Raw genomic sequence first — 15,817 nt, 5'->3', positions numbered from 1 at the left:
ATTTAAAAGTTTAAGAAACGCACTTACATCAATATCCCGGATTTTGTATCAAATATCCTTTATCCATTTCTCCAGTAGAAAACGGGTGTCTGTACATTTTTTTAGTAAATGTCCTCACTTCAAAAACATATGGTTCATAACGGCATTCTTTAGAGCCGTCAATTTTATAAATTTTAATACCATACATATTTCCTCTCATAACACCATCTTGTTCGCATATTTCCCAACGTCTTGTATCATACAACCGGTGGCCTTCCATGCATAATTCGATAGCTCTCTCGTTCCGAACCCTTTCCCGGAATTCACTTTGGGATAAATTACGAGGCAACTTAGGCATACCTACCCGTCCTCTAATCTCATCAACAGCATCGTATGCCTCTTCTGGTGGAACATCATAATACTCATTCAAGGCCTCGGCATAACTCAAATAAAATTCTGCCAACCTGAAAATACACCCTTTAGGCTCTACCCGTACATTGTCTCGCCGACTAACAGCCAAAGGTACCGGCTTATGCATATACTGCCCAGTTATACATTTGTCATTACCGGTCTCAGACAAATCCATCGAGAGATTATCCGTCGTATTCCAAGGCCGACCGTGATAAGTTGCTGTCTGTCTGAAACGGGGATCCAATTCTTCGTATTTCGCCATCAAATCATCACCACCATCCATATTCCAAGTCTGAGGTGTACCATTCTTCGTCTCATATTTCATAACAAAATTGAATGTCATACATAGGCCTCCACCTGAACCACCAACGACACTCGGTATTTGACCATTCCATGGGAAATGTCCTGTACCCACTTTACCCCGACACTGGTCAGCAAGTATCACTTCTTCATTGTCTGGCTGATCCCAAATATATAAATACGATATATCTTCTCCCGTAGCATCATCTTTCTTGTTTTTTACAAGTTTTACTCCTGTTCTAGCAGCCTCATCGAGAACATCCTTCGCCGCATCGGCTGCCTCTTTCCATCTCTCTTTATCATAATCACCTAAAATAATCAGGTCATTATTGGCACCAAAATTCAAATACGGTTTGGCTGTATTGAATGTCGGACTTGCAGCATATAATAAAGTTCTGGCTTTCAAACACATTGCCGCCAAGTTAGTCAGACGTCCCCTTTCCGAAGTACTCAACTCATTCGGTTTCGGCAAAAGAGATATGGCTTCTTTACAATCATCCAAAATAAACTGAACGACTTCTTTTACCGTACTTCTTGGAATTTTAAGGTTACCTCCTATATCCACTCTTTCTCGAAGAATAGGTACACCACCGTATTTACGTAATAATTCAAAATAATTAAGAGCTCTGATACAATAGCCTTCACCTTTGACCCTTCTTTTAAAAGCAGGATCATCGAATGGAGCATTATCGATACGCTCTATGATGGTATTTGCTCTACGAATTGCTTTCCAATGAGTTGTAAAACGAAGGTCACCAGTATTACTCGGACTCATTCCACCTGCATTCCATGGGGCCTGGCACCAATACCACCCCTGAGTTATCTCGGCTTCATCAGTTGCCGCACCCCAACCAATATCACTTCTATCATGATCATTCCAATAAGGAAAATCACTCTTTACTCCCATAAAATAAGTTCCCGCAACAAAATAGTCTACTTGGACAGGAGAAGAAAAAATAGTGTCTTCTGTCACATCTACTCCGGGAGGTTTTTCCAGATAATCATCACACGACAAACTTATCGAACTTAACAGTATACTTAAAAATACGACTGTGATTTTATATGACAAATTTTTCATCTTAGTATTCATTAAAAATTGATATTGATTCCCATGTTAACCGTTCTTACCAAAGGATATGGTTCATAACCATTATCATCATATGAAGGAACTTCCGGGTCTTCTCCTTTCCATAAACCACTCCAAGTAAGAAGATTGGTTCCATTCACATATATACGAGCCGATTCGATACGTAGCTTTCTCAATATACCATCTCTGAAAGTATACCCCAATTCGACATTCTTTAAGCGTAAATATTTCGAATCACGTATCCACAAAGTAGAATTTTGGTAGTTGTGCATCTGAGACTTATCAGCAGATACATGGGGAAATGTTATTTTCTCTCCATTTTCATACTTCTCTTGAGTCCAGCTCCAATCTTTCAAGAAATCCAAGGCTGAACCATCTTGTTGCCATCCCTGATAAAATTTCTTCGATGCTTTCTTCGATGCATGTGCAGCTCCTTGGAATAAAACAGAAAAGTCAAAATTCTTATAGCTACCGCCTAATGAGAAACCATAAGATATTTCAGGGAAAGGAGTATATCCGATAGGTACCATATCATTGTTATTGATAATACCATCCCCATTCACATCCTTATATTTCACATCTCCCGGCTGTAACTTGTTATTGTTCCACATAGAAGCAGGACGGTTCGGGTCATTTACCTCTTCCCATGTATTATAAAAACCTTCGGCGATAAGTCCGAAATATTGTTCAAAAGGCTTACCGGTACGTTGCATATAGGGATAGGCTCTATCCACCTCGTCCATTTCTATAATTTTATTACGAGCGAACGTAAATAATCCTTTCACCCAATAATTAAATTTGCCGACATGGTCATAATATGATATTTCACCGTCAAACCCATAATTTTCCATTTTTCCCAAATTATACGCCGGAAGGTCTGCACCCACGATTACAGGCACACTTCCCCGGTTTGCCAGAATATTATCCCTCCGTTCTTTAAAGAAGTCTCCTGTAAATTTTATCCGACCATCCCAGAAATGAATATCGGCACCTATATTCATCTTCTTTGCTCTTTCCCAAGTCAAATCAGGATTTCCCAATTTACCCTCAGAAGCTGTCATATCCCATTTCTTATAATCTTGGCCCAATGTTCCAAAGAAATAAGCATTATTACTTGCAATAGCATTACCGTTATTATCCGACGTATTGTATGTATATGTCGTAGGCAGATATAGGAACCGCTGCCCCCCAATCTTATCGTTTCCAACTTCTCCATACGAGCCTCTAATTTTCACAAAACTTACAGCCTTATTTTCCGGGAAGAAACTTTCTTCACTCAAGACCCAGCCTAAAGAGTAAGCCGGGAAAAAACCGAACCTATGTCCCTCGGCAAAATTCTCCGTTCCGTTATAACCGGCATTGAACTCAGCCAAATATCTGTTTTTATAAGAATACGTCACACGTCCTACCAATCCGGTATAAGCACTCGGAATCTTATATAACAAATTCGGGTTATAATCTTTGGTCTGATTATACAATAACAATGCACCTACCGAATGGTCACCAAACTGTCCGGCATAATTAATACCTGCCTCAAAATAATTGCGGCTTCTCTGACTGAAAGACTCGGTCAGATTATAAGGTGAAGGTGTCCCCTGCGGCAAAAAGCTGGGAGAACCATCCGGTTTTTTTACAGCCTTATAAGTCTGTACTTCTTTATAATACCGAGTTCTATGCCAATTCCATTGTTGGTAAGATATCATAGCATGCACACTCAAACCTTTTACTAAGAATCCAAGGTCGTAAGTCGGCTTCACTGAAACATTCAATTGGTTTGAATAAATTTTCAAAGCTCCACTATTAATCATCAAACGGGTAACCGGATTTCTGGAATAATTATACCGTCCGTCCAAATTCTCGATCACTTTACCATCTACTATACCAGGTCCTGACGTAGGTGGATGTGAGAATGCGTACGAAAGGATTACTCCGGTATCTTCATCGGGACGATGATTAAATTCCATCTGGTCAGAAACATTCAAGGTAACATTGAGTCTCTTTGTTACCTTAAAGTCAAAATTCGTACGGAAATTATATCGTTCATAACGAACCTGTGCATCATAATCCGGAACCAAATTCGTATTATTGTACATACCTCCCTGCGTAAATATACCCAAAGAGGCAAAATATTTTACCCTTTCTGTACCTCCCCTTAAGTTGATATTATGCTGAGTCTGCAAACTCATTTTCTTAAATAGCATATCTACCCAATTGGTATTCGGATAAAATATCGGGTCCGAATTATCTTTGAATTTTTGTATCTCCTCCGGAGTGAACACCGGGTCATAGTTTCCAGTCAAATAACCATCATATTTACGAGTATTATTTAGTTGTACTGCCCAGTTATAAGCATCCATCGGTTCACGTAAGTTCGTAAACGAATTCATGGCAAAATTGGTAGATACACTTAATTTCGGTTTCTCTACCAATCCCCGTTTTGTAGTTATCAAGATTACCCCGTTTGCACCACGTACACCATATACTGCTGTAGCTGAAGCATCTTTAAGTATCGCTACATTTTCAATTTCATTCGGGTCTATATTGTTATAATTTGCCACTTCCACACCATCAACCATAACCAGCGGATTTTGTAAATCACTGTCATAAGAACCGGCAAAAGAACCGATACCCCGAATACGGATGATAGACTGGTCATTACCCGGTTCCCCTGATTTTTGTACCGCTGTAAGACCCGGTAAACGTCCAACGAGCGCATTACTGATATTCGCTTGTGAGGATTGTACCAAATCTTTCGTATTTACCGAAGATATAGCTCCCGTTACGGTTTCTTTCTTTTGTACACCATAACCGACCACTACGACTTCATCCACCATTTGAGCATCCTCAGACATAGTAATGGTCAATGGTTTTAACTCTTTTACCTTATGAGTTACTTTAGTATATCCCAAATAGGTAAACTCAAGAGTTTCGCCCACTGCCGCCTGAATCGAGAACTTCCCATCAATATCTGTCACTGTACCTCGCGTGGTTCCTTTAACAACTACCGAAGCACCAATCAGAGGTTCCCCTTTTGAGTCAACAACCTTACCTGTCAGAGGTTTCGGTGCAGAAGATACAGTTTCTGAAATTTCCGCTCGTAAAGGTGTCACTGAAATGAGCAAAAATATCAGGCATACATTCAGGACCTTCTGTAAAAAGAATCCTACATCAAAACATTTAATTTTAAAATTGGTGTGTTCTTCCATTTTTTTCAGATTTTTTTGTTCACACTTTTCATATATTCTCTCTATTTATTTAAATTCAATCAACATAAACTATAATCCTAAAATCTCAGATTTCTTTACTTTCTTATCATACTCAACCTTTCTTTTAATTTTATCAAAATCATTATCTCTAATATCTATACGTTGGCTATCTGCACCATTTACTTTCAAAAACAAAGGGACATTATCCGTCGCACGAAATCTCGACAACAAAATATCAGAAGAATTATCAATACGGATAATGGGACTCTTCCCTAAAGAAACATCTGCCTGGAAATTATTTAATGATGCATTATGAACATCATCAAAAATGAATGCCGGACGATAATCAGGTTTGCGTACACGACATTGGATATTCTCTATAGTCAGATTCTTGACATGTCTGACATACAATCCATAAGCAGGCAATACCGGCCCGAACATTCTATTTTCAGGATATTCACTGATTTTTTCCGGAACAACGATAGATGCATCCTTTTCATCCGCACCACCGGTATAAGTAAATGTAATATCTCTCAAAGTGACATTCTCAACATAGTGTCCGGGAATCCCTGTTATCGATGAAGTGATAAGACTTTCATTTTCTGCTACAATATTGGATATAGTAACATTCTTCAATACACCATTTCCTCTCCGATTACCTAAACGGATAAATATAGGGGTCTGGATATCCTGCATCGAAATATTATTGATCACAACCCGGTCCATTATCCCTCCGTCAACTACTTCAAGAGCTATTCCCGAAATGACGGTCGTATCTGCTGAAATGCCTCTCAGCATTTTGGACCATGTGCGAATATTATTTTCCGAAGCTTTTCGTATCACACAATTGCTGACACTGATATTCCGAAAAGCATTAAAGGAACCTGTACCAAATTTTATTCCGTTACAATTAGACGAAATGACACAGTTTGATACCGTAACATGCTCTACATCGAAACCGGGAGCATCCGTCTTAAAGCATATTCCATCATCATCACAATCGATAATACAATCCGATATCACCACATTGCGACTATTAATATCAATCCCATCGCAATTATGATTTCCATGAGAGTATATCTTTATACTGTTGATACGAATACCATCTGAATTAGAACAGCGCAATGTCCATGAAGCAGAATTATACAAAAACACATCTTTTACTTGTACATTCTGGCAACGCTCAAATAAGATGACATGGGGTCTGCGTCCTTTATCATCTCCAAATTGGAAGTTCTGGTGATTTCCCTGACCGTCAATACAGCCTTCACCACGAACAGAAGCATTTCTGATGTTCTCACCTACAACCACAGCCTTTCCCTGATAAGCTTTAGGGTCTGTAACACCCTTAAGTATACTCCCTCCATGCAAATAGAGATGAACATTACTTTTCAAAAAAATTGTCGATGTTAAATAAGTACCGTCCGGTATATGTACAGTACCTCCACCTGTCAAGGCACAACTGTCTATCGCAGCTTGGATTGCCTTGGTATTATCAACGGAATTTTGATGGGCACCAAAGTCCAAAATTGAAGTGTCCGCACCTTGCATCCCGACTCCCCACAAGCACAATAGGCTCATTAGTAATACTTTCTTCATTTGCAAATTATTCTAAGTTATTATTATTGTTTTTACGACTTATTTTTCGGTACAACCTTTCCAAGAATCCGTACGGAAAGGGACAACCAATAATCCTTCTTTATTACACAGATTGGCCCCCGGATTATTTGCCCAAGCATAACGAACGGCCACCGGTTCTTTTACTTCATCTGAAAACACGACTACTTTATCTCCCTGTATATACGCCTTTGCCCACACAAATTTTCTATCTTCTCCAGCGATAGAAAAACCTGTAACATAGCCATATTTATTATTTTTCGTATATAAACCGCTTTCTGTGCCATTGAAGGAGACAATTATCTTGTCTCCTCTCTTTTCAAAAGATTTATATGTAGGCCCACTACACACTAAATTTTTTTCTCCATACACTTTGTTCATCGCCACCAATGCCAACCGCCGGCCCACCTCCTGTTTATTTACCGGATGTATATTATAAGCGTCACCTATGTCATAAATTACGGCCTGTCCCGTCTGAGGTAGAGAAAGTGTCATAGTCTGTGCTTCACGCAATTCAGCCCACGGACTGTCTTTCGGAACAGAATCTTCAGGATTCATATTGGCCAATGATACCCAAAAAAAAGGAAACTCATACCCCCACTGATGTCTCCAGTCCTTTATAAGGTTAGGGAACATAGTCCTGTAAGCATAAGCTCTTCCTGTATCGTGTTCCCCCTGATACCAAATTGCGCCCTTTATCTTGAATTTAATAAAAGGATGTACCATGGCATTATACAGTAACGACGGAGCTATATTAGGTCCAATTTCCACATAACCGAAATCTACACTCGCTGCAGATTTCCTATACTTCCATTTCCCTGCCAAAGGATAGCGAAGTTTTCCTTTGGCTTTTATCTCAAGATAATAATCTTCGGGCTCGGCAATAAAACCTCCTGTATAAGAAGAGTTATTTACCCGGACGGTTATCGTATTCTCCCCATTTATCAATAATTTTTCAGGGATATCATAAATACGCCTTTTGTCAATACCGTGTCCTTCTCCTACTTTTACGCCATTTACCCAAACCATATCTCCATCATCAATAATTCCCAACGACAATATCGCAGGTTTATCGGCCGCCCTTTCGGAAAGCTGTATTTTATAACCATACCAAACATTACCTACCGAACGTCCCAACTCGGTCGATACCCAAGCGCAAGGGACTCTCATTTCGCCCCATGAAGTAATATCTGTCGATGGGAGATACCATCTCTCAGCCATCCCTTTATCATTTTTCAGCGCTATTTCAAATTGGTTACGTTTTTCAGTATTGAGCTCTTGAAACCGATTATAATCTGTCAAAGCCAATTGGTCATAATCGGCTTTCATGTACTGGGGCAAAGTATCGAAAGCCGACCTGCTTGTCCAGGTTCTCACCCCTGTTGCTCCCCATGAGGAATGTATAATACCGATAGGAATCTGTAATTTTTTATAAAGCTCTCGAGCATAAAAATATCCGACAGCCGTGAAATTTCCCACCGAAGAAGGTGAACAAACCTCCCATCGACCTTTGACATCATCTTGAGGCAAAGCATTTATCGTACGCGGTACATTCAAAGAACGTATCATGGAATAATCAGCCGCCTCTATCTCTCCGGAAGCATTATACGCCTCTTTCACTTGAAACTCCATATTCGACTGTCCACTGCAAAACCAAATATCTCCGATTAGAATATTTCCTATCCGAATTGTATTTTCACGCCCGACAATCGTCATGTCATAAGGCCCTCCAAAAGACATTTTTTCCAATTCCAATTCCCAGCGGCCATTCTTCGTCACTCTCGTTTTCCGATGCTGCCCATTGAAATGGACTGTCACCGATTCACCTTTGTCTCCCCATCCCCAAATCATCACCGGAGCATCTCGCTGGATAACCATATTATCTCCAAAAATCCCAGAAAGTTTAATTTCTGCAGATAATTGGAAAATACATACCAGCCCCAAAACTACTATTACCAATCTCTTTATCATAAATCTGATCAATCAACTGCTGTAAGCAAAAAGGCAAAACTATCGAACATGGAACTATCATTTATATTTATTCCCATCTTCATAAGCTCTTCTCCCGTAAAGACCATATTATCTCCCCAGAACGAGCGTTTTTTACCTGTCGTATTCAATTCGGTCAGTTTGTACTTTCTATTTTTATCCAAACCATTCAGTCTAAATTCCAAAAATCTATCCCGACCATGAAATTCAAAACTATACGCTAAAACCACTGCTGATTTTTTATCTTTGGCAACATACATGTTGGCTGCCCACCCTCCCTCATCATAAGGAGATACGAGCCTGTATAAATCACCGAACTGAACCACAGGACGAATCTTCTTGTATGTCTCTATCGCATTTTTGGCAAAGACACGTTCTTCCCCTTGCAAATCTTTAGGCTGCAATTCCATACCCAAACGACCTGCCATAGCTACATCGAACCTATATTTCAGAGACGCATTCATTTTCGTCTGATGATTCGGGCTTATCGAGACATGTGCCCCAGTAGCAATGGCCGGGAAAAACATATTCGTTCCATATTGTATGAATATCCGGCTTAGCGGATTGGTATTATCACTGGCCCAGACTTCATCATGATATTTCAAAGCACCAAAGTCCAAACGACCACCTCCCGACGAACATAGCTGTATGGTTATATGCGGATATTTTGCCCGCACTCTCTCATAGACAGAATACAGCCCATTGATATAGTCTACCCAAAAATGAGATTGCTTGTCAGCCGGTAAATACTCGGAACCGGGATTATTAATAAACCGATTCGAATCCCATTTCACATAAGTGATATTCGGTGAACTGGATAATATTTCACCAAATGTCTCTACAATAAAATCTTGAACCTCCGGATTAGTCAAATCCAATACCCATTGGTCCCTTACCAATAAAATATCTCTGTCCCCACTTTTTACAACCCATTCCGGATGTTTCTCAGCCAATTCACTTTTGGGATTCACCATCTCCAGTTCTACCCAAATGCCAAACTTCAAACCTTTTTTATGTGCATAATCAGCCAAATAACCTATTCCATGAGGAAGTTTTTTCTTATTCGGCTGCCAATCGCCCAATCCAAAACGGTCATCATCACGAGGATATTTATTTCCAAACCAACCATCGTCAAGAACAAACATCTCGATTCCGAAATCCGCGGCATCGTCAATCATATCTTTTACCTTCTTCTCATCAAATTTGAAGTAAGTACCTTCCCAACTATTCAATACGACAGGGCGTATCTGATCTCCATGAGCCAATGCATAACGACGGCACCAATCATGATAGTTTCTCGATACTTGTCCTCTCCCGCACGAACTGTAAGTCCATACCATTTCCGGAGTCTTAAACTTCTCACCCGGCTCTATCGACAAGGATGAAGCATAAGGATTGATTCCTCCCAGAATATGCAGCATACCATACTTGTCTATCTCAAAAGTCAGTTTGTAGTTTCCTGACCAAGCCAAAGAACCGGCATAAGTCTCACCCGAATTTTCTTGTGCCGGAGCATCCGATGAAAGCATAAAGGAAGGATTAACCGATTCCGTTGTCAAAATTCCGGTTCTCGCTTCTATACTCTTTACTCCCGGAGTCAATCGTTCTTCCTTCATCTTCATCTCTGCACCCCAACCTCCATGAAAATGAGTCAAATAATACGCTTTCTTATGTAAAGGGATATAAGCCGATGCAATTTTTTCTATTCTTATATCATCTTTCTCCTTGTTTTCCAACTCAATATATTGAGTAATAACATTTTCTTTCTTATATGCTTTAAATATTACATTTACAAAAAGAGGATATAATTTGTCCTTTAAACAAATTTTCGTCTCAACAACGTTGGCATCAATATCTTTTATATCATGTCCGACATAGTACAGGTCAGTCGTTATTACCCCGTCAGAATGTGTCAACTGTAAAGCCGGATCTAAAAAGTCTCCTGCAGCAGGAAATACTTCCGGGGCTAAAGAACGCCCGTCCCGTCTCGGTTTATATTTCCTATTCAGAAATATTGTCTGGCTATCTGATGATATCTTATCTCCAAAATATTGAAAAATAACTTTTTTATTTTCTGAAACTGTAAAAACCATACTCAGCCCAGTAGTTTCTACCGGTATAATTTTTACAGGTGACGCATATAATTTTATCCCTATCGAAACCAATAATAAAAAAATAACTGTTATAAATTTTCTCATACCAACATTATATTTATTCTTCACTTATATTTATATCCCTTATTGCTTTATCGATAATGTAAAAGGAAATGCCGGGAGATTATCACCATTATACAAGTTTGCCTTCACATCATTATCGACAGCATAACTTACTTTCACCGCATTCCGGACATTATCACCATATATAATCAACCTATTCCTCTCGATACGAGTCTTCACATCCATTTTATGGCCGTTTGCATCATAAACAGAAACATCATTCAATGTATCTCCTTTTACCCATAACCCTTTTGCGTATTTAAACTTCACAACAACTTCAGCTCCTTTTTTTACCGCGCCCTCTGCTATGGGATAATCTGCCAAACCCGCTTTTCCATATACCTTATTCAACGCAGCATCGGCAAACCGTTCGCCGAAAGGCACCTTATTGTTCGGATGCACATCATCAGGATTACCAATTTCTATCGTACAGATAACATAGGTATTATCCTTCTCTCCAGCTTTCAACTGGGCATCTCTCACAATAGCAGCCCTCTCAGCCGATGGATAATTGAAATTGGTCAATTGACCGATCAGAACCGGGAAATCCGAACGAAATCCATTCCTCCAACTATCGATAAAATTCTGTAACTGATATTCGTATTCATCTGCCCATTCTACACTATTTTCTCCCTGATACCAAATAAGACCGGATATTGTATATGGCATACAAGGATATACCATACCATTATACAAAGCCCCGGGCTTACAATGGGGACGCTCGAGCATGTGAACACTTTTGGGTTTCTTTACCGGTTTATTGACAATGCCTCTTGCCGTATCTTTTTGCCATACCAGCATTTTTTCTGCATACATGGCACTATCCTTACTATAGGCTCTTTCCCACGCATTCCATCTTTCTATCGACTTCCTTAACTTACTGTCTGACTCTTGCAAATCGTAAGAAAGCCAAGACTCAATACCTGTACCTGCCCATGAGGCGGAAATAATCCCTACCGGCACATTCAATTTTTCCTGCAAAAGCACCGCAAAATAATAGCTCATGGCCGAAAAATGTTTCACAGACTTTGCATCACAACTTTTCCATGAAGCCTGTTTCCTTAATTTCATCTCTTTCCGGTCAGAAACTTGACGGGGAACGTGAAAAAGCCTGATATTATCATGTTTGGCATTTTTCAATACATTCTCCGAGTTTTTTTCCTCAGCTACTGACCACCCCATATTTGACTGGCCACTAGTAAACCAAACTTCCCCAACCATAACATTATCCAATGTGACCCGATTGGTACCGTCTATCCAAATCTGAAACGGACCACCGGCCTTCGGAGTAGAAACATTTAAACTCCATTTGCCATCTGCACCGGCTACTGCGTTATACACTTTACCATTCCAACCAGTCTCAACCTGCACATTTGTCCCCGGAGTATCCCATCCCCACAATGCCACTTTAGATTTCTGTTTCAATACCATATTATCACTTATAAGACTCGGCAGAAGAACTTCTGCCTGTAAGTCTATAAGCGAAAAACTAAAAAAGAGAAGAAAAAAAATTCTATCTACCTTAAAACACACTTTCATGGATTTAAAATTTTCAGGATATCAAATTTTATGATTTTAGATATTTCAAAATACCGAATATTTTTTAGAGAAATTTCTATTATTACATATCAAATGAATAATGTATATTCCCTGTCCAAGCTCATTCAAAGAGACAGTAGAAAGCTCGGTGAAATCATCTTCCGATATCTGTTTCCCTACCATATCGAATATTCTCATCTTTACCGGTTCCCCCTGATGGCCTTTGAGACTTACACGCCCCGATGCATCTATAAGGATTTCCTGCTCTCCAGTGCTTTTTACCTCATCTATACTTGTCAAAGGGTCTTCATCGGTAATAATATTGCTAACATATTTCGTTACATACGGCTTGGTATTCGGTATCAAAAAGTTCTGTCCATGATCCCGCATCCAAGTTGCCGGTTCTATCGTATTCTTGTAAAAGTATCCTCCGTCTATCCCATTCAGGAATACGCATGGCATCGGACAATCCTTTATCGTATTGCGATGTATGATAATATTTCTAAGTCCCCCGGCACGTCCCAAATCTCCGTTCGAAGCCTCCAAAACAACAGAAATGGCAGCACATTGGGAGCGTTTCAAATTTTGCCGCCACATACATGTCTCAATGTAATTTCCGCTAATCTCCAGATTTTCAGATAATCCGGCCTCCATCCAGTTAAACTCCGGTCCTATAATAATAGCACCGGCTCCGGTATTTGTAATCCTATTGTTCTGTATTTTACCGTTCACAGATTTGATCAAAATACCCCTTCCCGGAACATGTCCGATTGTACAATTTATGACCTTGAATCCAGATCCAAGTCTGTCTGTAGAATACAGAACATCACCCGGAGCTACAGTTTTTACTTTCTCCCACTCTTCATCCGAAAATTGAATCACAGCCTTATTTATATAACGGGTATCCTTAATGTCCCTAAAATAAGAAAGACATTTCTTGACCTCAGCAGAGGTAGGAGGTGTTGAAAATCTCACTCTGTTAGCTTTGGCTTCACCTCGTCTAACTCCGTTATTCGACACTACTACTAGATTCTCATTCTGCTTCAACATAAAATCACCCAGAGAACCATCCCGAGTCAAAACATACAATTGCTTATAATCGGCATCAACTGAGGAAACCGGATAAAAATTACCATTTATCGCTATCGGGTCATCATTGGTATACAAAATGGTACATTCCTCTATAGTCGGTCCTATCGTCGCATGCTTGCTATGGATACCATCGGCAATTCCCGGACGCAATCTGTCAATGGGAAATCTCGGATCGTTCTTTCTCCTGTCGATTACACAACGATAGTAATGCGTATTCTCACAATAATGTTCTGCAAAATGGAATTGCGGAGAATCATACATCGTGACATTGGACATGGTCATATTTTTGCAATAATTCAAAATCATACAATGTCCCTTATATCCCTTGGGAATATTATTGAAAACAATATAATCTCCTACTTCATAAACACGGGGTTTCGGCATAGCCAAATTTATCTCAATCTTGCGACCATCTAAAAATTTTATAGGGTCGGTTATCTGGTTAGTATAAAAATCCCACACCAATTCCCGGGTATCTTTATCAAAAATATGTACTCTGTCCTGCTCTGTTTCCGGATTTATCATAGGGTATCCTTCATGAATCTCCACTTGCAATGTTTTCGCATCAGCAGACATAGAAAGTATCGTCCCCTGAGTAGAGCAGACCGGATCATAATCGATTGTCAAATCAGAAAAGGTCATATTTTCACAATGGTCAAAACTGAATGCCTGGTTCTGAAAATTACAAATGATGGTAGAACCATTCCCTTTTATCTTTACATTCTTTCTATAACTAAAAACATAAGGCCCTTTCCCATCTTTCAAATCAAGTACGTACGTGCCTTTGGGTATATCTATAACACAATCATTCCCTTTTTGAGCATCCAAGATAGCCCTCAAATCACCCATTGTTTCCTCAGCACGAAGACCACCGAATATTCCCAAAAGAAAGATAAATAAGACTAAAAATTTCGTATTGTTTCTCATTGTCATCATATATAATTTTATTAACATCTTCTATTCCCATCAAAATTCCTCTATAAAAGGTCTGTTTTCTAACCACGCCAACATATTCATCACCAGATAATTCCAGTTTTGGAATCCCGGATTAAGAATAGGTTCGCCATTTTCCGGTTGATAATACTCATGTAACGTACCAAAACGCTTTATATCCTTTCCAAACAGTTTTACGGTCTTCACGGCCAACTCATGCGCTTCTCGTTCATAACCGTATTTGACCAACCCTCTCCAAACCATATAATTGGAAATACCCCAAATCGGGCCTAACCACGACGACGGATTACCGGAAGCTTTCAGATTATACATCTTTTCCATTTTCGAAAGCGTACGGATACCGTATGGGGCATTAAATGTCTTCTCATTCTCAAAATGTTCTTTGACCATCCGTTCCGACTGTTCCGATGTCGCAATACCGGACCACATGGGCAAAAAACCGGACCACACTCCTATTCTCATAATCAGGCAGTCCCAATCACGAGGCATACCACTGTGCCTCTCAAATGTATCCGGTTGTTTTACCGGTAATAAATTAAGGTCTACACTATAAAAGAAACCGTCTCTCTCATCCCAACAATGTTCTTGTATAGCCGTCTTAAGCTCCGATGCATTTTTCTTATACTGAGGTGCCGTTTCCGATAGATTCAACCTTTCGCACAAATACGACATAGCCTCCAATTCTTTATACATCAAGCAATTCAACAATATAGATGCGGAACTGCGTTCAGGACGATAATAGGTACAAGGGTCATTATCGACCCCTATCGCTGCATCGTTCTGCCAATAATAGAGTCCCGTAGCCCTGTCCCGGTGGTGATTCACATAATTATTTACAAATGTCTGGAGAAAGTAAAATTTTTCCCTGATCCATTCTGCACCACCGCCATTCAGCTCCGTCAAAAATGCGGCATGCTGGGCCAAACAAGGTTTATGCATATTGGTCCTATAAATATCTTTCGGACGTATCTTATCTCTTACAGCGTCCCGTTTTACATTTATCGGTATCCAACCGTCCATACCTCCGAATTCAAGAAAATTCAGGACACAACCCTGTTCATATTTTATCGCATCTTTCGACGCTTTTTCATTTCCCATATCCGCCAATATCTGGCGTAAAGCAACATTTGTCAACCATGAATCCCAATCCCAAAGAACATCAACATACTGAGTGCTTCCCGGAGTTATAAAAGGGTACTTCAGTGAACCTCCTTCTTCTCGGAACATTCCCTTATAATTACCATATATATTCCTTTTTATCATAGCGGCATACTCTTTCCAATCCATATTTTCCTTTTGAGAAAAAACAGGAACGGAGATAATAAACAGCACCACAATAATCAAGAACAAATAATTTATTCTCTGAGACTTATCCATAATAGAACAAGCTTATATCCTATCAAATTACATTTTTATAATAGAGAGAA

The 15,817-nt window shown here is 39.6% G+C and carries 8 protein-coding genes; all 8 read right to left on the bottom strand.

Going from position 1 to position 15,817, the window contains the following annotated elements:
- Nucleotides 1-28 precede the first annotated feature (28 nt).
- Nucleotides 29-1,768 carry a RagB/SusD family nutrient uptake outer membrane protein gene (locus tag Cop2CBH44_RS13655; protein ID WP_021931887.1) on the bottom strand — a complete coding sequence of 580 codons (1,740 nt, stop codon included), beginning with the start codon at nucleotides 1,766-1,768 and terminating at the stop codon, nucleotides 29-31.
- A gap of 11 nt (nucleotides 1,769-1,779) precedes the next feature.
- The gene (locus tag Cop2CBH44_RS13650) at nucleotides 1,780-4,983 is read right to left on the bottom strand and encodes a SusC/RagA family TonB-linked outer membrane protein (RefSeq protein ID WP_200755026.1); all 3,204 of its coding nucleotides are present in this window, start codon (nucleotides 4,981-4,983) and stop codon (nucleotides 1,780-1,782) included.
- A 69-nt stretch (nucleotides 4,984-5,052) separates the two neighbouring features.
- Entirely contained in the window at nucleotides 5,053-6,582 is a 1,530-nt protein-coding gene (locus Cop2CBH44_RS13645) for a glycoside hydrolase family 28 protein (RefSeq protein ID WP_200755025.1), read from the bottom strand.
- Between the two features lie 39 nt (nucleotides 6,583-6,621).
- On the bottom strand, nucleotides 6,622-8,571 hold the full coding sequence (locus tag Cop2CBH44_RS13640; protein ID WP_200755024.1) for a sialate O-acetylesterase: 1,950 nt from the start codon (nucleotides 8,569-8,571) through the stop codon (nucleotides 6,622-6,624).
- An 8-nt stretch (nucleotides 8,572-8,579) separates the two neighbouring features.
- Nucleotides 8,580-10,787: an alpha-galactosidase gene (locus Cop2CBH44_RS13635; protein ID WP_200755023.1), complete on the bottom strand. Its 2,208-nt coding sequence runs from the start codon at nucleotides 10,785-10,787 to the stop codon at nucleotides 8,580-8,582.
- 39 nt (nucleotides 10,788-10,826) lie between these two features.
- A complete protein-coding gene (locus tag Cop2CBH44_RS13630) occupies nucleotides 10,827-12,236 on the bottom strand; it encodes a sialate O-acetylesterase (protein ID WP_246469127.1) in 1,410 nt (469 codons plus the stop codon).
- Between the two features lie 153 nt (nucleotides 12,237-12,389).
- Nucleotides 12,390-14,372, bottom strand: a complete 1,983-nt coding sequence (locus tag Cop2CBH44_RS13625) for a glycosyl hydrolase family 28 protein (RefSeq protein ID WP_246469126.1) — start codon at nucleotides 14,370-14,372, stop codon at nucleotides 12,390-12,392.
- 30 nt (nucleotides 14,373-14,402) lie between these two features.
- Entirely contained in the window at nucleotides 14,403-15,767 is a 1,365-nt protein-coding gene (locus tag Cop2CBH44_RS13620; RefSeq protein WP_200755022.1) for an MGH1-like glycoside hydrolase domain-containing protein, read from the bottom strand.
- Nucleotides 15,768-15,817 lie beyond the last annotated feature (50 nt).

It is taken from the genome of Coprobacter secundus subsp. similis (assembly GCF_015097275.1).
Classification (GTDB): domain Bacteria; phylum Bacteroidota; class Bacteroidia; order Bacteroidales; family Coprobacteraceae; genus Coprobacter; species Coprobacter secundus.
Note: the sequence above shows the minus strand (reverse complement) of the source record. Positions and strands in the feature narration are given on the sequence as shown.

Bases quoted from the DNA above. Each gene is read 5' to 3' on its own strand.
- Cop2CBH44_RS13655 (WP_021931887.1), bottom strand. From the start codon at position 1,768: ATGAAAAATTTGTCATATAAAATCACAGTCGTATTTTTAAGTATACTG.
- Cop2CBH44_RS13650 (WP_200755026.1), bottom strand. From the start codon at position 4,983: ATGGAAGAACACACCAATTTTAAAATTAAATGTTTTGATGTAGGATTC.
- Cop2CBH44_RS13645 (WP_200755025.1), bottom strand. From the start codon at position 6,582: ATGAAGAAAGTATTACTAATGAGCCTATTGTGCTTGTGGGGAGTCGGG.
- Cop2CBH44_RS13640 (WP_200755024.1), bottom strand. From the start codon at position 8,571: ATGATAAAGAGATTGGTAATAGTAGTTTTGGGGCTGGTATGTATTTTC.
- Cop2CBH44_RS13635 (WP_200755023.1), bottom strand. From the start codon at position 10,787: ATGAGAAAATTTATAACAGTTATTTTTTTATTATTGGTTTCGATAGGG.
- Cop2CBH44_RS13630 (WP_246469127.1), bottom strand. From the start codon at position 12,236: ATGGTATTGAAACAGAAATCTAAAGTGGCATTGTGGGGATGGGATACT.
- Cop2CBH44_RS13625 (WP_246469126.1), bottom strand. From the start codon at position 14,372: ATGATGACAATGAGAAACAATACGAAATTTTTAGTCTTATTTATCTTT.
- Cop2CBH44_RS13620 (WP_200755022.1), bottom strand. From the start codon at position 15,767: ATGGATAAGTCTCAGAGAATAAATTATTTGTTCTTGATTATTGTGGTG.